Raw genomic sequence first — 21,134 nt, 5'->3', positions numbered from 1 at the left:
GGACAGCGCACTTCTGCCACGCGAACGCCGATGGGTGCCATGATGGATGGGTGCCACCGCCTGAGGATCCCGAGGACTTCGTCGCACCCGCGGCACAGCGGGTGCGCGCCGGTACGTTGCTGTTGGCCAACACCGATCTGTTGGAGCCGACGTTTCGGCGCAGCGTCATCTATGTCGTCGAGCACAACGACGGCGGAACCCTTGGCGTGGTGCTGAACCGGGCCAGTGAGACCGCGGTCTACAACGTGTTGCCGCAGTGGGCCAAGCTCGCCGTCAAACCCAAGACCATGTTCGTCGGCGGGCCGGTCAAACGGGATGCCGCGCTGTGCCTGGCGACGCTGCGGGTGGGTGCCGAGTCCACCGGTGTGCCCGGCCTGCGGCACGTCGCCGGCCGCATCGTGATGGTCGACCTGGACGCCGACCCCGACGTGGTGGGCCCAGTGCTGGAGGGGTTGCGGATCTTCGCGGGCTACTCCGGTTGGACCATCGGCCAGCTCGAGGGCGAGATCGAGCGCGACGACTGGATCGTGTTGTCGGCGTTGCCATCCGATGTGTTGGTCGAGCCCCGGGTGGACCTGTGGGGTCGGATCCTGCGGCGTCAACCGATGCCGTTGTCGATGCTGGCCAGCCATCCGATCGACGTCAGCCGTAACTGACCCGCAGCGGTTTCTGCGGCGGTCTAGAAGACGATGGTTTCGTTACCGTGCTGCACGATTCGGTCCTCGCAGTGCCACCGCACCGCCCGGGACAACACCAAGCGCTCGACGTCGGCGCCGAGCCGGCGCAGATCGTCGACGTCGTGCCGGTGATCGACGCGCACCACGTCCTGTTCGATGATCGGGCCCTCGTCGAGTTCCTCGGTCACGTAGTGCGCGGTGGCGCCGACGAGTTTGACGCCGCGTTCCCGGGCCTTGCGGTACGGCGCCTCCCCGACGAAGGCCGGCAGGAATGAGTGGTGGATGTTGATCAGCGGGCAGCCAACCTGTTCCAGGAAGTCTCGGGTCAGCACCTGCATGTAGCGGGCCAGCACCACCAGATCGACGTTGCCGCGCAGCAGATCGAGTTGGCGGGCCTCGGCTTCGGCGCGGATGTCACGGTTGGCCGGAACATGGATGAACGGCACGTCGAACGGGCGCACCTGATCGGCCAGGTCCGGATGGTTGGAGATCACCATCATCACGGTCATCGGGAGTTCGCCGCGCCGGTTGCGCCAGAGCAGATCGAGCAGGCAATGGTCTTCGCGGGAAGCCAGTAACGCCACCCGTTTCGGTTTGGCGGCCTCGGTCAGCCGGAACTCCATGCCGAACCGGTCGGCCACCCGTTCGCGGAATTCGCGCTCCAACTCAGCGCGCGCGGCGGCCAGCCCGGGCAGGTGAAAGATGGTGCGCTGCAGGAATATTCCGCCGGTTTGCTGGGTGGAATGCTGATCCAGCGAGATGATGTTGGTGCCGGCTTCGGACAGGAAGCCGCTGATCGCCGCGACCAGCCCGGGCCGGTCCGCGCAGCGCAGCAGCAACCGCCCGACATCGCGGTGGGCGTCAGCAGACATCGCGGGCTCCTATGTGTGGCGGTACCTCGGGGTGTGACGTTTCCGGTGACCAGAACCTGTTAGTGGCACGACAGGGTGCAGGACGCGCAACTGCCGGTGCAGTCGTCGGGCGGCGGGGGAGGGGTGACCAGCACGCGCGCGCTCTGCCAGGCTCCGGCGGCCACGGTGCCGAGCGCGCCGAGCACGCAGACCACCAGCACCACCAGCGCGCCGCGGTGTTCGCTGAATCCGGTGACACCGCCGGCCGCCAACATCGCCGCGGCGGCCAGTTGGGTGGGCGCCATGGCCCGACGGGCCAGCTGGCGGGGTTCGGTTCCGGCCGGTCGGGACAGCGCCCACAGCCCGGCGCCGCCCGCCGCTACGGCGGCCAGCAGACAGAGCACTGCCGCGATGACCATGAGGTCACTTTACGAGGCCACCGGCGTGACCGGAAAATCCGTCGGGTGCTCGATCAGCTGGCCGGCACCACCGGCACGGCCGGTGCGACCTGCGCGACGGGCACTGCGGGGACCGCCGGAGCCGCCACCGGGACGGCCGGTGCGGCGACTGGAGCGGCGGGCGCCACCGTCGGGGTAGCCGGCGCGGCCGGTGCCGCCGGAGCGTGCGCGGTCGGGTCGGTGACCTTGAAGCCGTTGAGGATGGCATCGGTGGCTTCGGCGTTGGCCACGGCCTGCCCGACCGAGGACGACACCGACAACGTCACCAGGTACTTGTCCGGCCCGGCCGAGGCGATGACGTGCCGTTGCGTCGTGTTCAGGCCCAGATCGTTGTCGCGGTAGGCCCCGGAGATCAGCGAGGACGGGAAGCCGCCGAACTCATCGAGCGACGCCGAGGTGGTCTGCCAGTTGGTCAGTTGCTGACTGTCGATGAAACCGTGCGTGATGGCTTCCCGCGGGTCGAAGTCGCCGACCAGCTTGTAGATCACCACCTGGGCGTTCGGGGTGTAGAGCCCGTCGCCGCCACCGCGGTTGGCGATCACCGCGAACGCGTCCGGCACGTTGGGGTCGGGCACCCGCGACCAGCCGGCCGGCATCGGCAGCGTGATGTGCAGCGCCTGGAAGGTCCGCGGGTCCTGCGCTTCGAGCTGGACCCCTTTCTCCTGGAAGTACTCGCGCAGGGTGCCGGAGGTTGCCGGCACCAGCGCCGGCTGCGCCGGGACCGCGGCCTGCGGCGCCACCGGGGTGCCCGCGACCGGGGCGGCGGTGCTGCCGGCCGGCCCGGCGGCGGCGGGCGCGACGGTGACGGTCTGCGTGACGGTGACCGGAGCCGGTTGCGGCGGCACGACCGGGGCATCGGGCTCGGCGCCGGCGCTGGCCCCGGACATCCCCAGCACCCCGGCCACTGCAGCGGCGAACCCACCTGCGATCAGCCGCCGGCTACGGGTCGTTCCGAACATGCTTCGATCCTTTCCTGGTCCGGGTCTGTGCTTTGCGGGTCGACTGGGACGCACGCCACCCCACGTCAGGTGGCGAATGTATCCACCCGGCAGCTGCGCAGGCCAGGGCTGTAGCAGGCTGGAACACACCTGGAACCAAGCCCTGACGGGCTCGCAACGCAAACGAGACCAACCCGTTGCCGGAGCAGCGCTGCAGCAGCGATTTCCGGCCCGGCAGCCGCCCCTTATACCCTGTTTGGGTGACTGACCCCCAGACCGCCGAGTCCGAAGCCCCGCGCCACCGCTACACCGCGGAGCTGGCGGGCCGGATCGAGCAGGACTGGCAGCAGACCTGGGAGCAGCTCGGCACCTTCCACGTGCCCAACCCGGTGGGCTCGCTGGCGCCGACGGACGGCAGCGCGGTACCCGCCAACAAACTGTTCGTCCAAGACATGTTTCCGTATCCGTCCGGCGACGGCCTGCACGTCGGGCACCCGCTGGGCTATATCGCCACCGACGTCTATGCCCGCTACTTCCGGATGACCGGACACAACGTGCTGCACGCGCTGGGCTTCGACGCCTTCGGTCTGCCCGCCGAGCAGTACGCCATCCAGACCGGCACTCATCCCCGCACCCGGACCGAGGCGAACATCGTCAACTTCCGACGGCAGCTGGGCCGGCTGGGGCTGGCGCATGACGCGCGCCGCAGTTTCTCCACCACCGACGTCGACTACTACAAGTGGACGCAGTGGATCTTTCTGCAGATCTACAACGCCTGGTTCGACCCGGAACTGGGCCGGGCGCGCCGGATCAGCGAGCTGGTCGCCGAATTCGACTCGGGCACCCGGACTCTGGCCGACGGCCGGGACTGGGCGACCCTGAGCGCGGGTGAACGCGCCGACGTGGTCGATGCGCACCGACTGGTCTACCGCTCGGATTCGATGGTCAACTGGTGTCCCGGCCTGGGCACCGTGCTGGCCAACGAGGAGGTCACCGCCGACGGCCGCAGCGAACGCGGCAACTTCCCGGTGTTCCGGAAGCGGTTGCGGCAGTGGATGATGCGGATCACCGCCTACTCTGATCGGCTGCTCGACGATCTCGAACTGCTGGACTGGCCGGACAAGGTCAAGAGCATGCAGCGCAACTGGATCGGCCGCTCCACCGGCGCGCAGGTCAAATTCGAGACCTCGGCCGGTGCCATCGAGGTGTTCACCACCCGGCCCGACACACTGTTCGGCGCCACCTACATGGTGCTGGCACCCGAGCATGACCTGGTCGACCAACTGGTCGCTGCGCAGTGGCCCGAAGGCACCGACCAACGATGGACCTTTGGTGCGGCCGCACCCGCCGAAGCCGTTGCCGCCTACCGCAAGTCGATCGCGGCAAAGTCCGACCTGGAGCGCCAGGAAAGCAAGTCCAAGACCGGTGTCTTCCTGGGCGCCTACGCCACCAACCCGGTCAACGGGCAGCAGATCCCGGTGTTCATCGCCGACTACGTGCTGGGCGGCTACGGCACCGGGGCGATCATGGCGGTGCCCAGTGGGGATCAGCGGGACTGGGAGTTCGCGACCGCGTTCGGTCTGCCGATCGTCGAGGTGGTCTCCGGCGGCGACGTCACGCAGGCCGCCTACACCGGTGACGGCACGCTGGTGAATTCGGACTACCTCAACGGCTTGGGCGTGGCCGAGGCGCAAGCCGTGATCACCGAGCGGTTGCAGGCCGATGGCACCGGGCAGGCGCGGGTCGAATACAAATTGCGGGATTGGCTGTTCGCGCGGCAGCGGTACTGGGGTGAGCCGTTTCCGATCGTCTACGATGCCGACGGCCGGGCCCACGCGCTGCCGGAAGCCGCGCTGCCGGTGGAACTGCCGGACATCGAGGACTACTCGCCGGTGCTCTTCGATCCCGACGACGCCGCCACCGAACCGTCGCCGCCGCTGAACAAGGCGGTGGATTGGGTGCACGTCGAGCTGGACCTCGGTGACGGCCTGAAGCCCTACAGCCGCGACACCAACGTCATGCCGCAATGGGCGGCTAGTTCCTGGTACGAGCTGCGTTACTGCGATCCACATAATCCAGATACGTTCTGCGACAAGGAGAACGAGGCTTACTGGATGGGCCCGCGGCCCGCCGAGCACGGCCCGGACGATCCCGGCGGCGTCGACCTGTACGTCGGCGGCGTCGAGCACGCGGTGCTGCACCTGCTGTATTCCAGGTTCTGGCACAAGGTGCTCTTCGACCTGGGTCATGTCAGCTCCAGTGAGCCGTACCGACGGCTGGTCAACCAGGGCTACATCCAGGCCTTCGCCTACACCGATGCGCGCGGCGCCTACGTTCCGGCTGCCGAGGTGGTCGAACGCGAGGGCAAGTTCTTCTGGCCCGGACCCGATGGTGAGATCGAGGTCAACCAGGAGTTCGGCAAGATAGGCAAGAGCCTGAAGAACTCGGTGTCCCCGGACGAGATTTGCGACGCCTACGGCGCGGACACCCTGCGGGTCTACGAGATGTCGATGGGGCCGTTGGAGGCATCCCGGCCGTGGGCGCCCAAGGACGTCGTTGGCGCGCACCGGTTCCTGCAGCGGGTGTGGCGGCTGGTGGTCGATGAGGAGACCGGCGCGAACCGGGTCAGCGAGGACAGCCTCGACGAGTCGACGCTCAAGGCGCTGCACCGCGCCATCGACGGTGTCTCGGCGGACTATGCCAACCTGCGCAACAACACCGCCGCGGCCAAGCTGATCGAGTACACCAACCACTTGACCAAGACGGGTGTCAGCGCACGCGCGGCGATCGAGCCGCTGGTGCTGATGCTGGCACCGCTGGCCCCGCATCTGGCCGAGGAACTGTGGCGCCGATTGGGCCACGACACCAGCTTGGCGCACGGCCCGTTCCCGGTGGCCGACCCGGCGTTGCTGGTGGAGGACACCGTCGAGTACCCGGTGCAGGTCAACGGCAAGGTGCGCGGTCACATCACGGTGAGCACGGACGCCGACAAGGCAGCCCTGGAAGCCGCGGCCCTCGCCGACGAGAAGGTGCAGGCCTTCCTGGACGGTGCGACGCCGAAGAAGGTCATCGTGGTGCCCGGCAAGCTGGTCAACCTGGTCGTCTGACCCCGGCCGCCGCGTGCCTCAGCGGGGACGAACGACGACCTCGTGCACGTCGCCGTCGGCCGGCGTGGCCACCACATTGGCCACCACCTGCGCGACGGTCTCGGGCTTGAGGAAGTGGGCCGGGTCGTAGTCGCGGCCCTCGTAAGCCACCAGCTCGCGCTGCATGTCGGTGTCGATCCGGCCGGGGTACACCGTGCTCACCCGCAACGCGGGTTCGTCGGCGCGCAGCGAATCCGCGAACGCACGCAGCGCGAACTTGCTGGCCGAATACGCCGCCAGACCTGCCGACGGGGTGCGGCCCGCGCCGGAGTTGATGAACACCACCTGCCCGCGGACTGCTCGCAGCTGCGGCAGCAATGCCAGCGTAAGAGCTACGGCACCAAGCAGATTCACCTCCATGGTGGCGCGCCACTCCTCGATGTAAGACTCACCGACGCGGCCCGGGCAGACAACACCGGCGCAGTGCACCAGCACGTCGAGCTCGGCCAGCACCTCGGTGCAGGATTCGATGCTGGCCTGGTCGGTCAACTCCAGCGGCCAGGTCGGCGCACCGAGTCGCTGCGCGACGGTGTCCAGCTCGGCCGACGGCCGGCCGGCCAGCAGCAGGGTGTGGGTGGGGGCGAGCGCTTCGGCGATCGCGGCGCCGAGCCCGCGGGAGGCTCCGGTGATCAGTGCAGTGGGCACCCGTCCACCCTAACCGCGGAGGTTGTCGCGCAAATCGGGTCGCCGCGCCGCAGAATGGTCAGCGTGGCCCACGACCCCAGCTTCACGCCGACCCAACTCGCGGCGCGCGCCGCCTACCTGTTGCGCGGCAACGACCTGGGCACCATGACCTCGGCCGCGCCGCTGCTCTACCCGCACATGTGGAGCTGGGATGCGGCGTTCGTCGCGGTCGGGTTGGCGCCGCTGAGCGTTGAACGCGCGGTCGTCGAGCTCGATACGTTGCTGTCGGCGCAATGGGCCAACGGCATGATCCCGCACATCGTGTTCGCCAACGGCGTCGACGGCTACTTCCCCGGACCGGCCCGCTGGGCGTGTGCGGCACTGGCCGCCAACGCACCCCGCAACCGGCACACGTCGGGCATCACCCAGCCGCCGGTGCACGCGATCGCGGTGCAGCGCATCTTCGACCACGCGCGCCGTCGTGGTCGCTCGACCCGTGCGGTCGCCGAGGCGTTCCTGGATCGGCGCTGGAGCGACCTGGTGCGCTGGCATCGTTGGCTGGCCGAACAACGCGATCAAGACGAACAGGGTCGGGTCACGCTGTATCACGGCTGGGAGTCCGGGATGGACAACTCACCGCGCTGGGATGCCGCCTACGCCAACGTGATTCCCGGCCCGCTGCCGGAATACCAGCGCGCGGACAACACCATAATCACCGACGCCACGCAGCGGCCCACCGATCTGGAATACGACCGCTACCTGTGGCTTCTCGAGGAGATGAAGACCGCCCGCTACGACGACGCGCTGCTGCCGAAGGCGATGAGCTTCGCGGTGCAGGACGTGTTCGTCTCGGCGATCCTGTCGGTGGCCTGCACGGTGCTCGCCGAAATCGGCGAGGACTACCGACGCCCGCACGCCGATGTGCGCGACCTCTACGAGTGGGCCGACCGGTTCCGCGCCGGCGTCGTTGCCAGCACCGATCAACGGACGGGTGCGGCAAGGGATTACGACGTCCGGGCGGAACGCTGGGTGGTCACCGAGACGGTGGCGCAGTTCGCGCCGCTGTTGTGCGGCGGGTTGCCGCACGACCGGGAACGCGCGCTGCTGAAACTGTTGGAGGGACCCCGGTTCTGCGCGCATCCGGACCTGGCCTACCCGCTGATCCCGTCCACGTCGCCGGTGTCGCGAGACTTCCGGCAGCGCGAGTACTGGCGCGGGCCGGTGTGGCCGGTGATGACGTGGTTGTTCTCCTGGGCGTTCGCGCGTCGAGGCTGGGCCGAGCGCGCCGAATTGCTGCGCCGCGAAGGCCTGCGGCAGGCCAGCGACGGCAGCTTCGCCGAATACTACGAACCGTTCACCGGTGAACCGCTGGGCAGCATGCAGCAGTCCTGGACCGCTGCGGCGGTGTTGGACTGGCTCGGTTAGTGATTGGCGAGTCGTTCCAGCGGGCCGAGCGCGGCCTCGAGCGCCGCGAGGTCACCCGGAGGTAGCGCGCGCAGCATTGCTGCCAGCGCGGCCCGACGGTTGGTCAGCGCCTCATTGAGCACGGCGTCACCCTGCGGGGTGATCTCGACCAGAACCGCCCGCAAGTCCGAGGGATCCTTGGCGCGCTTGACCAGGCCCAGCTTTTCCAGCCGGCGAATCGCCACGGTCGTGGTCGGGGTCCGAACCCGCTCGTGCGCGGCCAGTTCGGTCATCCGGATCGGGCCCTGCTGCATCAGCGTGGCCAGGATCGACACCTGAGCCAGCGTCAGATCGCTGGTTGCTTCCTGGTTCGGTTCCCCCCGACGCAACACCGAGAACAGCTTGGACAGCGTGCGGTGTAGACCTTCCGCCAGTTCCGCCACATCAGTGACGACGGCTTCGCCCTCGACCATAGTTCGCTAGTCTAACCTGTCTGTCTCTGACAGAAGTGCTGAGCGAGCGAATAACCGCCCGGACGTAACCTGTGTCACAGCACCTGGGACAGGAACTGCTTGAGCCGCGGGGTCTCGGCGGCCTCGAAGATCTGCTCGGGCGGCCCGTACTCGATCACCCGGCCGCGATCCATGAACACCACCGAGTCGGCCGCCGAACGCGCGAAACCCATTTCATGGGTGACCACCACCAGCGTCAGCCCGGCTTCGCCGAGTTCGGCGATCAACGACAGGATGCCCTTGACCAACTCCGGGTCCAGCGCCGAGGTGGCCTCGTCGAAGAACATCACCTGCGGCGACATCGCCAGCGCCCGGGCGATCGCCACCCGCTGCTGCTGACCACCGGACAGCGTGCCGGGCCGCACATCGGCCTTGTGCCGCAGGCCGACCCGGTCGAGCTGATCCAAGGCGAGCTCGCGGGCCGCCTGATCGGAGAGCCCCTTGAGCTTGCGCGGCGCCAGCGTGACATTGTCCAGCACACTGCGGTGCGGAAACAGGTTGAACTGCTGAAAGACCATCCCGATCCGTTGGCGCAACAGATTTGGGTCGTCGCGCAGCACCGAACGACCGTCCAGCAAGATGTCGCCGGCATCGGGTTCGTAGAGCCGGTTGAGGGTGCGCAACAGCGTCGACTTCCCGGAGCCGGACGGCCCGATCACGGCCGCCGTGCGCCCGGCGGCCACCTCCAGGTCGACGCCGCGCAGCACCTTGTTGGGTCCGAACGACAGCTCGATGCCACGGCAGGCCAGCGACACCGGCTGCGCGACGGATTCGGCCAGGGTCATCAGATGATCTCCTGTCGCAGGGCGGGATCAGTGGGATCGAGCGGATCTTCGGCCTCGGCCACGGTGCGGCCGCGGCGTAACCGGGCGTCGATCACGTTCACCAGGTGGGTCAGCGGAATGGTCAACGCCAAATAGAACAGGCCGGCCGCCACCAGTGGAGACAGGCTGCCGGTCTGCGCGTTCAGGTCGCGGCCCACCTGGAACAGCTCACGCTGGCTGGCGATCAGACCCAGGAAGTAGACCAGCGAGGAGGCCTTGAGCAGCGAGATGAACTGATTGACCAAGGCCGGCAGCACGCGCCGCACACCCTGCGGGATGACCACCAGCCGCATCGACGACGAATAACTGAAACCCAGTGCACGGGAGGCCTCGAGCTGACCGGACTCCACACTCTGGATACCCGAGCGCAGGATCTCACCGACATAGGCAGCCGCCATCAGGCCCAACGCCGCGATGCCCAACGGATATGGGTTGTTACCGGTCAATCCGCCGACCACCGGGCCCAGACCCAACCCGATCAGCAAGATGATCACCACCTCTGGCAGGCCGCGGAAGATGTCGGTGTAAACCCTTGCCGGCCAGCGCAGCCAGCGCGATCCGGAGATACCGGCCACGGCCAGCAGCATGCCCAGCACCAAACCGATCACGGCACCGCCGGCGGTCAGGATCAACGTGTTGGGCAGGCCCGTGCGGAACAGGTCGGGGATCGCCTGGCGGTACAGGTCCCAGTTGAAGAACGCCGAACCCAGCTGGGCCAGGGTGGATTTCGGTGCGGCTGCGGCGGGCGCGTCACCGGTCTGCTGGGCGGCGGCGATCGCTGCGAAGTCAGGCAGTCGGGGAGTGGGCGCGGCCTTGGAACCGGGCTTCCAGCCGGGCGGCAAGGCGCGCGGCACCCATTCGGAGTACAGCCGTGACCAGGTGCCGTCGGCGATCACCGCGTCCAGGCCGGAGTTCAGCGCGGCGATCAGCGGCGCGTTCTCCTGGGCCACCGCGTAGGCCACGAAATTGTCCAAGCTGAACGTGTTTTCGATGATCACCGCGGGATCGCCGGGCTGCACGGTGCCGACCGCCTGCTGTGAGGGCGCCACCCACGCGTCGATCTGCCGGGTCTTCAGGCTGGCGTAGAGGGTGTCGTAGGTAGGGAACTTCACCGGGTCCAGCCGCAGCGTGTCGACCACGTAGGCCTCCTGCACGGTGCCCTGCACCACGCCGATTCGCTGGCCGCGGGCCAGCTCGGAGAACGAGGTGATGGCCGAGCCGCTGGGCACCACCAGCGAGAAGTAGCCGAAGTCGTAGCCGTTGGTGAAACCGACCGTGCGGCGCCGGGCGTCATTGGTGGTGATCGACGACGACCCGACGTCGAACCGGCCGGAGGCCACCTGCGCGAGCAGCCCGGAGAAGTCGGTCCCGACGAAGTTGATCTGCAGGCCCAGCTTGGCGGCGATCGCCCGCAGCAGTTCGTTGTCGAATCCGGTGAACTGCCCGCGGGAATCGATGCAGACGCTCGGCGGCGCGTCCGACAGGGTGCCGACCGTCAGCGTGCCGGGGGTACTCAATCTCAGTGCGCCGACGTCGATGTCACTCAGCGGCGTGACGTCGGCGGTGGTGTAGCGATCCTCCTCGGGTCCCTGCGCCGCGGCGGCCAGGTTGGTGGGCAATGCGCTGGCGCTTTCCACACCCGGCGGCGCACATTGGTCGGCGCGCGCCACCGGCGCCGTCCACAGCCCGAACGTCAACGGAGCGGTCACCGCCAGACAAAACACGACGGCCAGTAGCACCGGAACGCGTAGCGGTCCACGGCCGGAAGCGAGCAACCTCATGGGACGAAACTAGCCGTCGGCGTCCCCGCGGTCGGGTGCTTCGACTCAGGGCGACCGTAACTCGCCCAAGACCCCGCGGCGGCGCAGCTCACCGATCATGATGCGGCCCATCAGGTCGGCGCGTTCGGCGTTGGCGGTGCGGGCCGCGTCGGGGTCGCGGTCGTGGATGGCCGCGGCCTCGGCGAGGTAGAACGGCACCAACTCGTCGCGGCTGCTGGTGTAGGCGGCCCAGAAGTTGCGCGGGATGAAGCTCTGCGAGCCGCGGATCAGAGCCTGTAACCGGGGTCCGGCGTAGTCCTCGTTGATCGCGGCCCGGAAATCCCAGCACACCTCCTGGAAGGACCGGGATTCCGACGACGACCGCAGGGCCCGCAGCAAGGAGTCCAGCCGGCCGAGCAGTTTGGGCGTCGGTGCGTCGGCCGCCCGGGCCGCGGCGAGCCCGTTGAGCAGACCGTACAGTTCGTGGTGCTCGGCGATGGCCGTCTCGTCGAAGCGTTCGACGAACGCGCCCCGGTGGTACTGCGTGCTCAAGATGCCGTCATGCTCGAGCTGGATCACGGCCTCCTGCACCGGAACTCGGCTCAGGCCCAGGTCCGCGGCGATCTCGTTGCGGTCGATCCGGTCGCCGGTGCGCAGCCGGCCGGTCAGGATCAGGTTGACCACGTGCGCCACCACCTGGTCCTTTTCCTTGATCCCGTAGTTCTTCGGCATCGGTCAGCCGCCGTCCCGGATCAGGACGTAATCGGGTGCATGCTGACGGTGCAGTTGCACACCAATCCGGACGGCACGGCTCACACCGTCAGAGCGTAGCGATTTCGGTGCGCCAGGGGGCGCCCACCGCCCCTGAACGCACCGAAGTCAACGACTCAGAGACCGATCTGACCGTCCGGACGCCAGACCGCCACGACCGCGGGCCGCGCGGGAGTGCTGCCGCCGCCCGGCCAATGCGACAGCGGATTCTGCAGGCTGTGGTCGTCGCTTTCGCCGGGGTGCTGCACGCACACCGTGACGACGTCGTCGGTCACCACCGGCCCGCAGGTTTCGGCGCCCACCGGCACGGTGAGGAACTGTTTGGTCTCACCGCGGTTCGGGTCATCCAGTGCGACGGCGAATAGTCCGTCGTTGGAACCCAACGCATTTCCGTCGGTCGAGATCCACAGGTTGCCGTGGCTGTCGAAGGCCAGGTTGTCCGGGCAGGAGATCGGGCTGACCTTGGACTTGTCGAATCCGCCGTAGTAGCTGTCGGCGGCGTTGGGGTCACCGCAGACCAGCAACAGTTCCCAGCTGAAGTGGGTGCCGGCGTGGTCGTCGGTGATCTCGAGCACCTGGCCGTTCTTGTTCTCGGTGCGCGGGTTGGCCGCGTCGACGGGCGGTTTGCGGTCGGTGCCGCGCCTGTCGTTGTTGGTCAGTGCGACATAGACCTTGCCGGTGTGTGGGTTGGCTTCGAAGTCTTCCGGGCGGTCCATCTTGGTGGCGCCCACCTTGTCGGCGGCCAACCGGGTGAACACCGCGACCTCGGCCGCGTCGGCGCCGTCGACCAGTGATTCGCCGGACCCGTCGGGGCCCGAACGCAACAGCGGGAGCCAGCGGCCGGAGCCGCGGAAGGTGCCCTCGCCGGGCAGCTTTCCGCTGCCGTCGAGTTCGGCGGCCGGGATGTCGCTGGACAGTTTGGCGACGTACAGCGTGCCTTCGTCGAGGATTGTCATGTTGTGTGCCATGGCCTGTGGGCTGTTGCCCGGCTGGACCTTCTTGGCCGAGACGAACTTGTACATGTAGTCGAAGCGTTCGTCGTCGCCGGTGTAGACCACCACCGTGCCGTCTTCGGTGACGTAGACGTTGGCGCCTTCGTGCTTGAGCCGGCCCAGCGCCGAATGCTTGACCGGGGTGGATTGTGGGTCCCACGGATTGAGTTCGACGACGTAGCCGAACCGGTTGACCTCGTTGGGGGTCTGATTCAGGTCGAAGCGCGGGTCGAAGGTCTCCCAGCGCAGTTCCGAGGTTTCGTGCAGGATGCCGTAGCGGTCGAACCGGTCGGCGTCCACCGGTGCGGGCGCCGGGCCGGCGGGGTCGGCGCCGAAGTAGCTGTGGAAGTTCTCTTCGCCGGAAAGGACTGTGCCCCAAGGGGTTACACCACCGGCGCAGTTGGCAAAGGTGCCCGACACGGTTCGGCCGGTCGGGTCGGCGGAGGTCTTGACCAGATCCGATCCGGCGGCCGGCCCGGTCAGCGTGAACGGGGTGTCGGCGGTGACCCGTCGACCGAATCGGCCCAGCACCGGGGTCAGTGCACCGTCGGCGGCGCGTTCGACTTCCACCACACCCATGCCCAGCGCGGCGATTTCGACGTCGAACTGTGCTCTGGTCGGGGCCTCGGGGTCGTAGTTCTCGAACATGAACTGCGGGGTGACGTACTCGAAGTTGGTCACCAGCAGGAACCGGTGATCGGCGTCGGGCACCGGCAGCAGCGCGGCGAAGTCGTTGTTGAAGCCGAACTGTCGACGCTGTGCTTCGGCGGTCTGCGCGGAGATGTCGAAGGCCGGGGCGCCGGGCAGTACCGGATCGCCCCAGGCGATCACCACCTGCTGCCGGTAGCCGTCGGGGACGACGACGGCGTCGGCGGTGTTGGGTGCGACGGTGACGAAGTCCATGCCGGGCCGCGGCGGCAGCACAACGCCGGCGGTCGCGGTGGGTGCCGCGGTGTTGCCGCATGCGGCTAGCGCCGACCCGGCCCCGGCCGCCAGCACCGTGACACCGGTCAGCTGCAGCATCGAGCGCCGGGAAACCCGCGCGGCGACGTCGCCGAAGTACTCGTTGGAGCTGGTGTTGGGCGCCGGTTTGGAGCAGGCGTCGCCGCAGCGGTAGCGGCAGGTCACATGCTGTCGGGATGACGTCCCGCGGTGCGTGACGAGCAGGTTCAACGGTACGAGCGCCATCCGCGCAGATCCTTCCGGTCCACACCGGGCCGCGGGGCTGGACGGCTCGGTCGGTGCGGAAAGCTACGGGATCAGAACCAGCAGCAGGTGAACAGCAGGCAACAGCCTGTGATTTCGGTGCGCCAGGGGGCGCTCACCGCACCCCAACGCACCGAAATCACAAGAGGCCGCGCAGGATCTCGATCAGCCGCAGCGGTTGGTCGCCTTGCACCGAGTGTCCGGCGTCGGGGACGACGATGGTCTCCCGAAATCCGGGGGCGCCCTTGGCGAACGTCTCGGCGTCCTCGTCGTTGACGAAGAACGAGTTGGCTCCGCGAATCAGCGTGGTGGGCATGGTGATCGAGGGCACGTCGTCCCACAGCCCGTCGAACCCGTCGCCCTTGCGGAAGGAGTCGTAGCGCCAGGTCCAGCTGCCGTCGTCGAGGCGTTTGGCGTTGTGGAATACCCCGCGGCGCAGCGAGTTGCGGTCCCGGTGCGGTGCCGCGGCCACGGTGGCCTCGACCATGTCGGAAAACGACGCGAAGGTGCGGTTCTGCTGCACCAGTGCGACGGTGCCCATCTGCGCCTGGGTCATCTGGGTGTGCCGCTCCGGCGCCGACGGCGTGACGTCGACCAGACCGAGCCGCGGAACCAGCTGCGGTTCGGTGGCCGCGATCCGCAGCGCGGTCAACCCGCCCAGCGACATGCCGACCACCAGATCCACCTCGTCGGCGAACTCGTGCAGCACCGGGCGCAGCGTCTCGGCGTTCAGCTTCGGGCCGTAGTCGCCGTCCTCGCGCCACGCCGAGCGGCCGTGCCCGGGCAGGTCGACGGCCAGCGCCGGCAGCCCCAGCCCGAGGATCACGGTGTCCCAGGTGTGCGCGTTCTGGCCGCCGCCGTGCAGGAACAGCACCCGGGGTGGCTCGGAGCCGAACTTCAGCGCACTGATCGAGCCGTGCTCGATGCGGGCCACCGGCGGCAGTTCGGACACCCCGGCCTGCTCGGCGTTCTCGTGCAGCAGGGCGAACTCGTCGAGTTCGGGGAGATCTTCATCGGAGACCATTGGTCCATCTAACGCGAAACTGCGGCGGCTGCGAACCTCTGGGGGTTCACGGCCACCGCAGTAACGGTGAAGCGAAAGGATCTAGCCGACGATGAAAGATTCCAGCTGAGCGCGAGCGATGTCGTCGGGCAGCTGCTCCGGCGGGCTCTTCATCAGGTAGGCCGAGGCCGGGATGATCGGGCCACCGATGCCGCGGTCCTTGGCGATCTTGGCCGCGCGCACCGCGTCGATGATGATGCCGGCCGAGTTCGGCGAGTCCCACACCTCGAGCTTGTACTCCAGGTTCAGCGGGGCGTCACCGAAGGCGCGACCCTCGAGGCGCACGTAGGCCCACTTGCGGTCGTCGAGCCAGGCGACGTGGTCGGACGGACCGATGTGCACGTTCTTGTCCTCGACCTTGCCGGCCAACGAGCCGGTCAGGTTGGAGGTCACGGCCTGGGTCTTGGACACCTTCTTGGACTCCAGGCGCTCACGCTCGAGCATGTTCTTGAAGTCCATGTTGCCGCCGACGTTGAGCTGGTAGGTGCGGTCCAGCGTGACGCCGCGGTCCTCGAACAGCTTGGCCATCACGCGGTGGGTGATGGTGGCGCCCACCTGGCTCTTGATGTCGTCGCCGACGATCGGCACACCGGCGTCCTCGAACTTCTTGGCCCACACCGGATCCGAGGCGATGAACACCGGCAGCGCGTTGACGAAGGCCACGCCGGCGTCGATCGCGCACTGGGCGTAGAACTTGTCGGCGTCGTCGGAGCCCACCGGCAGGTAGGACACCAGCACGTCGACCTTGTTGTCCTTGAGCACCTTGACCACGTCGACCGGCTCGGTGTCGGAGATCTCGATGGTGTCGGCGTAGTACTTGCCGATGCCGTCCAGGGTCGGGCCACGCTGCACGACGACGTCGGTGGGCGGCACGTCGGCGATCTTGATGGTGTTGTTCTCCGAGGCGAAGATCGCCTCGGACAGATCGAAGCCGACCTTCTTGGCGTCCACGTCGAAGGCGGCGACGAACTTCACGTCGCGCACGTGGTACGGGCCGAACCGGACGTGCATCAGGCCGGGGACAGTGCCGTTCTCGTCGGCGTCCTGGTAGTACTGCACGCCCTGCACAAGCGAGGACGCGCAGTTACCGACGCCGACAATGGCGACCCGCACATCCGTCGACGCAGTCGCGTTGTTCTCACTCATGGGTTCTCCTCAATATTTCCGGTACTGCGGTACTTCGGTTCACTGTTGTTCGGTGCGGGTTTGGGCGACCTGCTCCGCGGCGATCAAGTCGTTGAGCCACTTCACCTCGCGCTCGCTGGATTCCAGTCCCAGCTGGTGCAGCTGCTTGGTGTAGCGGTCGAACGAATTGCTGGCCCGCGCGATGGCCTCCCGCAGACCGTCGCGACGCTCCTCGACCTGGCGACGGCGACCCTCCAGGATCCGCATCCGGGCTTCGGCCGGAGTGCGGTTGAAGAAGGCCAGGTGCACACCGAAGCCGTCGTCGGTGTAATTGGCCGGGCCGGTGTCGGCGACCAGTTCGGTGAAGCGCTGCCGACCGGCGTCGGTCAGCTGGTACACCCGACGGGCGCGGCGCACCTTCAACGTGCCCTCGGGGGCGGCGTCCTCGACGATCAGGCCGTCGGCCTGCATGCGCCGCAGCGCCGGGTAAAGCGACCCGTAGGAGAAGGCGCGGAACGCCCCCAGCAGACCTGTCAGCCGCTTGCGAAGCTCGTAACCGTGCATCGGCGATTCGAGTAGCAGACCGAGAATCGCAAGCTCGAGCACTCGAATCACCTCCGTCAACACATCACGCCGTTAGGGCGGTCCAACACCTCGCGCAATAGTATCGCGCCGATATATTGGCCGCATCCTCGCCCCCACAGCAAGGTGTCCAACGGGTGCTTCGAGCCGAAACTCGACATGAAATTTCACCGAAACCGGGGTGCGGGCGAAAATCGACCGCCCGGCTCAGTTCGGGTAGCTGATCCGTTTGACGCTGCCGTCCGCAGCCAGCTTCATCCAGCCGCTGCCGAACTCACTCGAGACGTAGACCGAGATCTGCACCGCGTCGGGCGTGGCCGGGTCGTCGGACGGTTCGATGATCAGATAGGTGGTGTCGACGTCGGCGGGTTTGATGCCGACGGTTTCCGGCGCGCCGCGCAGCACCCCGACCACAGCCCGGTGGTCGAAGGCGCTCAGGTCCACCACCCGGGCGTCCGAGGACCGCGCGCTGGTGCTCGGATCGTCCCAGCCGCCGCGGTAGCTGTAGGTGAACATCCGGCGTTCCTCGGTGGGATCCGGCCGATCCAGCGAGGCGTAGTCCGGGTAGATCACCATCCGGTAGCCCAACGCATCGCCGAACTTCTGCTTGGTCTGGTCGAACAGCCCGGTCAGCCCGCCGAGCGAGTGCAGCTCCCGCGGCGGGGTCAAGACGACGGGCGCGACGCCGTCGGGCTGGGCGCCCGGGTCGCGGGCCGCACCGCCGTCGGTCGGTGCGACGGGTGAGGAGCTGCTGAACAGTCCCCAGCCGACCGCGACGCCGAACAGCACCAGCGCCGCGGCGATCCCCGCCCGGGTCCACCAGCCGGCCCGGTCCGGCCGCGCCGGCCCGAGTTTGGGCAGCCGCACCGGTGCGCTCCCGGTCTGCAGATCGGCGACCAACGCCCGTAGGTCACCCAACGTGGTGGCTTTGGTGGCCGTCGCGACGCGCTGACGGTGTTCCTCGCCGGTGAGCTGGCCGTCGGCCAGTGCGCTGTCGAGCACCGCGCAGGTGTCGTTGCGGTCACTGTCCTTGGCTCGGGTATCAGGGGTCTGCCTGGTCGCCACCCGTCGATCGTAGGAGGTCATTCGGGTGTGCACCGGGTGTCCGCACGGCACCGCTCGGCCCGTCACCGCATCGCCGCTCGGTGCGCCGACGTACTCTGGTCAACGTGCGATTGCAGCGACAGGTAGTGGACTATGCGCTTCGGCGCCGGTCACTGCTGGCCGAGGTGTATTCCGGGCGCACCGGCGTCACCGAAGTGTGCGATGCCAATCCGTACCTGCTGCGCGCCGCGAAGTTCCACGGCAAGGCCAGCACGGTGATGTGCCCGATCTGCCGCAAGGAACCGCTCACGCTGGTGTCCTGGGTTTTCGGCGACCATCTCGGTCCGGTGTCCGGATCGGCGCGCAGCGCCGAAGAGTTGGTCATGCTGGCGGCGCGCTACGACGAGTTCGCGGTACATGTGGTGGAGGTATGCCGAACCTGCAGTTGGAATCACCTGGTCAAGTCATATGTGCTCGGTGCCCCGCGCCCCACGGGGACCACGCGGCGTACCCGCGGCACGCGGACGGCGCGCAACGGCGCGCGTACGGCCAGTGAATAGCGAAGGTCGCCATCACGACCGGTCAGCCCAGGACGCCCAGCGCGGCGGTTTGGGTGACGGCGGGAACGGCGCGTCCGAGAAGCCGGCTGCTCGGCCCAACGGCTCCGCCGACAAACCAGCGGCGCGGCCCAACGGCCCGCTGAAGCCGTCCGCGGAGGGCCCACCGCGCCGCACCGCGCCGACCCGCTCCGGTGCCCGCTCGGCCGTGCCGCCCGACCCGCGTCCCACCGCGGTGATCCCGCCGGTGCGCGACGACGCTGACCAGTCGCTGCGTGATCCGATCGACGTGGTGAAGGCCGCGTTGGACGGCACCCCGGTACCCAAGCCGCGCGAACCCAAGCCGGCACCCGGTCGCGGTCCGGACCGCGCCAGAGCGGGCGGTGGCGGTACCCGGCCACCCGGGCGCACGCACCGGGCCGGCGCCGGTCCGCGTGGCTTCAAGCCCAACTGGAAGTTGGTGCGACGAGTCCTGGTGATCTGTGCCGCGCTGCTGATCGTGCTGCCGTTGATCACCTTCGGGATGGCGTACTCGATCGTCGACGTGCCCAAGCCGGGCGACATCCGGACCAACCAGGTGTCGACCATCCTGGCCAGCGACGGCTCTGAGTTGGGCAAGATCGTGCCGCCCGAGGGCAACCGGGTGGACGTCAGCATCGATCAGATTCCCGAGCACGTGCGCAACGCCGTGATGGCCGCCGAAGACCGCGACTTCTACAGCAACCCGGGCTTTTCGTTCACCGGGTTTGTGCGCGCGTTGAAGAACAACCTGTTCGGCGGGGACCTGCAGGGCGGGTCGACCATCACCCAGCAGTACGTCAAGAACGCCTTGGTCGGCGACGCCCGCTCCGGTGTCGGCGGGGTGGTCCGCAAGGCCAAGGAATTGGTGATCTCCACCAAGATGTCCCGGGAGTGGTCCAAGGACCAGGTCCTGGAGTCCTACCTGAACATCATCTACTTCGGCCGCGGCGCCTACGGCATCGCGGCGGCCTCGCGGGCCTACTTCGACAAGCCGGTCGAAGAACTCACGGTGGCCGACGGCGCGCTGCTGGCCGCGCTGATCCAGCGCCCGTCGACGCTGGACCCCGCGGTCGACCCGGAAGGTGCGCTGGACCGCTGGAACTGGGTGCTCGACGGCATGGTGACCATCGAGGCGCTGTCACCCGAAGACCGTGCCGCGCAGGTGTTCCCGACCACCGTGCCGCCCGAGCAGGCCCGTGATGCCAACCTGACGACCGGGCCGAACGGACTGATCCAGCGGCAGGTGATCAACGAACTGCTGGAGTTGTTCAACATCAGCGAGCAGCAGCTCAACACCGAAGGGCTGCAGATCACCACCACCATCAACCCGGCGGCGCAAGCCGCCGCCGAAGAAGCGGTGGCCGAGGCGCTCGACGGTCAGGACCCCGACATGCGGGCCGCGGTGGTGTCGATCAACCCCAAAACCGGTGGCGTGGAGGCCTATTTCGGCGGCACCGACGCCAACGGCTTCGACTTCGCCCAGGCCGGGTTGCCCACCGGGTCGGCGTTCAAGGTGTTCGCTCTGGTGGCCGCGCTGGAACAAGGCATGGGTTTGGGCTACCGGATCGACAGCTCGCCGCTGACCGTCAACGGAATCGAGATCAACAACGTCGAAGGTGAGGGCTGCGGCACCTGCAACATCGCCGAGGCGCTCAAGCGTTCGCTGAACACCAGCTATTACCGGTTGATGCTTGAGCTCGACAACGGCCCCGAGGACGTCGCCGACGCTGCCCACCGGGCCGGCATCGCAACCAGCTTCCCGGGCGTCGAGCACACCCTGTCCGAGGACGGCCAAGGCGGTCCACCCAACAACGGAATCGTGTTGGGTCAGTACCAGAGTCGGGTCCTGGACATGGCCTCGGCGTATGCCACGCTGGCCGCCTCCGGGGTGTACCGCTCGCCACACTTCGTGCAGAAGGTGGTCAACGCCGACGGTGAGGTGCTCTTCGACGCCGGCAACCAGGACAACAGCGGTGAGCAGCGGATCGACTCGGCGGTGGCCGACAACGTCACCTCGGCCATGCAGCCGATCGCCGGCTGGTCGCGCGGGCACAACCTGGCCGGCGGGCGCCCCTCGGCAGCCAAGACCGGAACCAACCAGCTCGGCGACACCGGTGACAACCGCGACGCCTGGATGGTGGGCTTCACGCCGTCGCTGTCCACTGCGGTCTGGGTGGGGACCGTGCGGGGCGACAAGCCGCTGCGGAATCAGTGGGGCGGCTCAGTCTACGGCTCGGGTCTGCCGTCGGACATCTGGAAGGACACCATGGACGGTGCGCTCGACGGCACCGAAAACGAGTCCTTCCCCAAACCGCCCGAGATCGGCGGCTATGCCGGTGTCCCGGCGCCGCCGGCCCCGCCGCCGTCGGCCAACACGCCCGCCCCGGCCGAGCCGGCACCGTCACCGGAGGCGCCGGTTCCGGGCACCGTGATCCAGCCGAGTATCGAAGTGGCGCCGGGCATCACGATCCCGATCGGCCCGCCCACCACGGTCCCCGCCGCGCCGCCACCGGTCGAGCCCGCGCCGGTCGAACCGGCTCCGCCCGTCGAACCCGCGCCCGCGCTGCCGCCACCGTGAC

General features: G+C 68.2%; 18 protein-coding genes. 5 read left to right on the top strand and 13 right to left on the bottom strand.

All coding sequences use genetic code 11. The annotated features are described in order from the left end of the window. Nucleotides 1–50 precede the first annotated feature (50 nt). Nucleotides 51–656, top strand: a complete 606-nt coding sequence (locus AC5Y3P_RS09670) for a YqgE/AlgH family protein (RefSeq protein WP_500045675.1) — start codon at nucleotides 51–53, stop codon at nucleotides 654–656. Nucleotides 657–679: 23 nt separating this feature from the next. Here the strand turns inward: AC5Y3P_RS09670 and purU are convergent, their stop codons facing one another. Genes purU through AC5Y3P_RS09655 form a run of 3 tightly spaced genes read right to left on the bottom strand, consistent with a single transcriptional unit; the run spans nucleotide 680 to nucleotide 2,945 of the window. Next, complete coding sequence (gene purU / locus AC5Y3P_RS09665; protein WP_500045674.1) at nucleotides 680–1,549, bottom strand: formyltetrahydrofolate deformylase; 870 nt, start codon at nucleotides 1,547–1,549, stop codon at nucleotides 680–682. Between the two features lie 59 nt (nucleotides 1,550–1,608). After that, nucleotides 1,609–1,947, bottom strand: a complete 339-nt coding sequence (locus tag AC5Y3P_RS09660; RefSeq protein ID WP_500045673.1) for a hypothetical protein — start codon at nucleotides 1,945–1,947, stop codon at nucleotides 1,609–1,611. A gap of 53 nt (nucleotides 1,948–2,000) precedes the next feature. Beyond that, nucleotides 2,001–2,945 carry an LpqN/LpqT family lipoprotein gene (locus AC5Y3P_RS09655; RefSeq protein WP_500045672.1) on the bottom strand — a complete coding sequence of 315 codons (945 nt, stop codon included), beginning with the start codon at nucleotides 2,943–2,945 and terminating at the stop codon, nucleotides 2,001–2,003. A gap of 239 nt (nucleotides 2,946–3,184) precedes the next feature. Between AC5Y3P_RS09655 and leuS the strand changes: the two genes are divergently transcribed. Beyond that, nucleotides 3,185–6,031, top strand: a complete 2,847-nt coding sequence (leuS, locus tag AC5Y3P_RS09650; protein ID WP_500045671.1) for a leucine--tRNA ligase — start codon at nucleotides 3,185–3,187, stop codon at nucleotides 6,029–6,031. A gap of 18 nt (nucleotides 6,032–6,049) precedes the next feature. Here the strand turns inward: leuS and AC5Y3P_RS09645 are convergent, their stop codons facing one another. Continuing rightward, on the bottom strand, nucleotides 6,050–6,715 hold the full coding sequence (locus tag AC5Y3P_RS09645) for an SDR family oxidoreductase (protein ID WP_500045670.1): 666 nt from the start codon (nucleotides 6,713–6,715) through the stop codon (nucleotides 6,050–6,052). A gap of 63 nt (nucleotides 6,716–6,778) precedes the next feature. On the opposite strand from AC5Y3P_RS09645, the gene ggh reads away from it, so the two are divergent. Then, complete coding sequence (ggh, locus tag AC5Y3P_RS09640; protein ID WP_500045669.1) at nucleotides 6,779–8,119, top strand: glucosylglycerate hydrolase; 1,341 nt, start codon at nucleotides 6,779–6,781, stop codon at nucleotides 8,117–8,119. Here ggh and AC5Y3P_RS09635 read toward each other — a convergent pair. The 9 genes from AC5Y3P_RS09635 to AC5Y3P_RS09595 form a co-directional block, all read right to left on the bottom strand. Then, nucleotides 8,116–8,571, bottom strand: a complete 456-nt coding sequence (locus AC5Y3P_RS09635) for a MarR family winged helix-turn-helix transcriptional regulator (RefSeq protein ID WP_500045668.1) — start codon at nucleotides 8,569–8,571, stop codon at nucleotides 8,116–8,118. The two genes, ggh and AC5Y3P_RS09635, sit on opposite strands and share 4 nt — an antisense overlap. Before the next feature lie 74 nt (nucleotides 8,572–8,645). Next, nucleotides 8,646–9,395, bottom strand: a complete 750-nt coding sequence (locus AC5Y3P_RS09630; RefSeq protein WP_500045667.1) for an amino acid ABC transporter ATP-binding protein — start codon at nucleotides 9,393–9,395, stop codon at nucleotides 8,646–8,648. Next, nucleotides 9,395–11,215, bottom strand: a complete 1,821-nt coding sequence (locus AC5Y3P_RS09625; protein WP_500045666.1) for an ABC transporter substrate-binding protein/permease — start codon at nucleotides 11,213–11,215, stop codon at nucleotides 9,395–9,397. Before AC5Y3P_RS09625 ends, AC5Y3P_RS09630 begins: the two co-directional genes overlap by 1 nt. Nucleotides 11,216–11,260: 45 nt before the next feature. Further along, nucleotides 11,261–11,926, bottom strand: coding sequence for a GntR family transcriptional regulator (locus tag AC5Y3P_RS09620; RefSeq protein ID WP_500045665.1), 666 nt, complete (start codon nucleotides 11,924–11,926; stop codon nucleotides 11,261–11,263). Nucleotides 11,927–12,081: 155 nt separating this feature from the next. Further along, nucleotides 12,082–14,145 (bottom strand): PhoX family protein, encoded by a 2,064-nt coding sequence (locus tag AC5Y3P_RS09615; protein WP_500045664.1) that lies wholly within the window; start codon nucleotides 14,143–14,145, stop codon nucleotides 12,082–12,084. A 157-nt stretch (nucleotides 14,146–14,302) separates the two neighbouring features. Further along, the gene (locus tag AC5Y3P_RS09610; protein WP_500045663.1) at nucleotides 14,303–15,187 is read right to left on the bottom strand and encodes an Rv0045c family esterase; all 885 of its coding nucleotides are present in this window, start codon (nucleotides 15,185–15,187) and stop codon (nucleotides 14,303–14,305) included. 81 nt (nucleotides 15,188–15,268) lie between these two features. Next, a complete protein-coding gene (locus tag AC5Y3P_RS09605; protein ID WP_500045662.1) occupies nucleotides 15,269–16,372 on the bottom strand; it encodes an inositol-3-phosphate synthase in 1,104 nt (367 codons plus the stop codon). 39 nt (nucleotides 16,373–16,411) lie between these two features. After that, nucleotides 16,412–16,957, bottom strand: coding sequence for a PadR family transcriptional regulator (locus AC5Y3P_RS09600; RefSeq protein WP_500045661.1), 546 nt, complete (start codon nucleotides 16,955–16,957; stop codon nucleotides 16,412–16,414). 183 nt (nucleotides 16,958–17,140) lie between these two features. After that, on the bottom strand, nucleotides 17,141–17,998 hold the full coding sequence (locus AC5Y3P_RS09595) for a DUF1707 domain-containing protein (RefSeq protein ID WP_500045660.1): 858 nt from the start codon (nucleotides 17,996–17,998) through the stop codon (nucleotides 17,141–17,143). Between the two features lie 104 nt (nucleotides 17,999–18,102). Here AC5Y3P_RS09595 and AC5Y3P_RS09590 point away from each other — a divergent pair, with 104 nt between their 5' ends. Next, complete coding sequence (locus AC5Y3P_RS09590; protein WP_500045659.1) at nucleotides 18,103–18,537, top strand: DUF5318 family protein; 435 nt, start codon at nucleotides 18,103–18,105, stop codon at nucleotides 18,535–18,537. 205 nt (nucleotides 18,538–18,742) lie between these two features. Beyond that, nucleotides 18,743–21,133 (top strand): transglycosylase domain-containing protein, encoded by a 2,391-nt coding sequence (locus AC5Y3P_RS09585; protein WP_500045725.1) that lies wholly within the window; start codon nucleotides 18,743–18,745, stop codon nucleotides 21,131–21,133. Nucleotide 21,134: the final 1 nt, after the last annotated feature.

It is taken from the genome of Mycobacterium sp. NGS45 (assembly GCF_059812645.1).
This window is presented reverse-complemented; position numbering and strand designations above follow the sequence as displayed.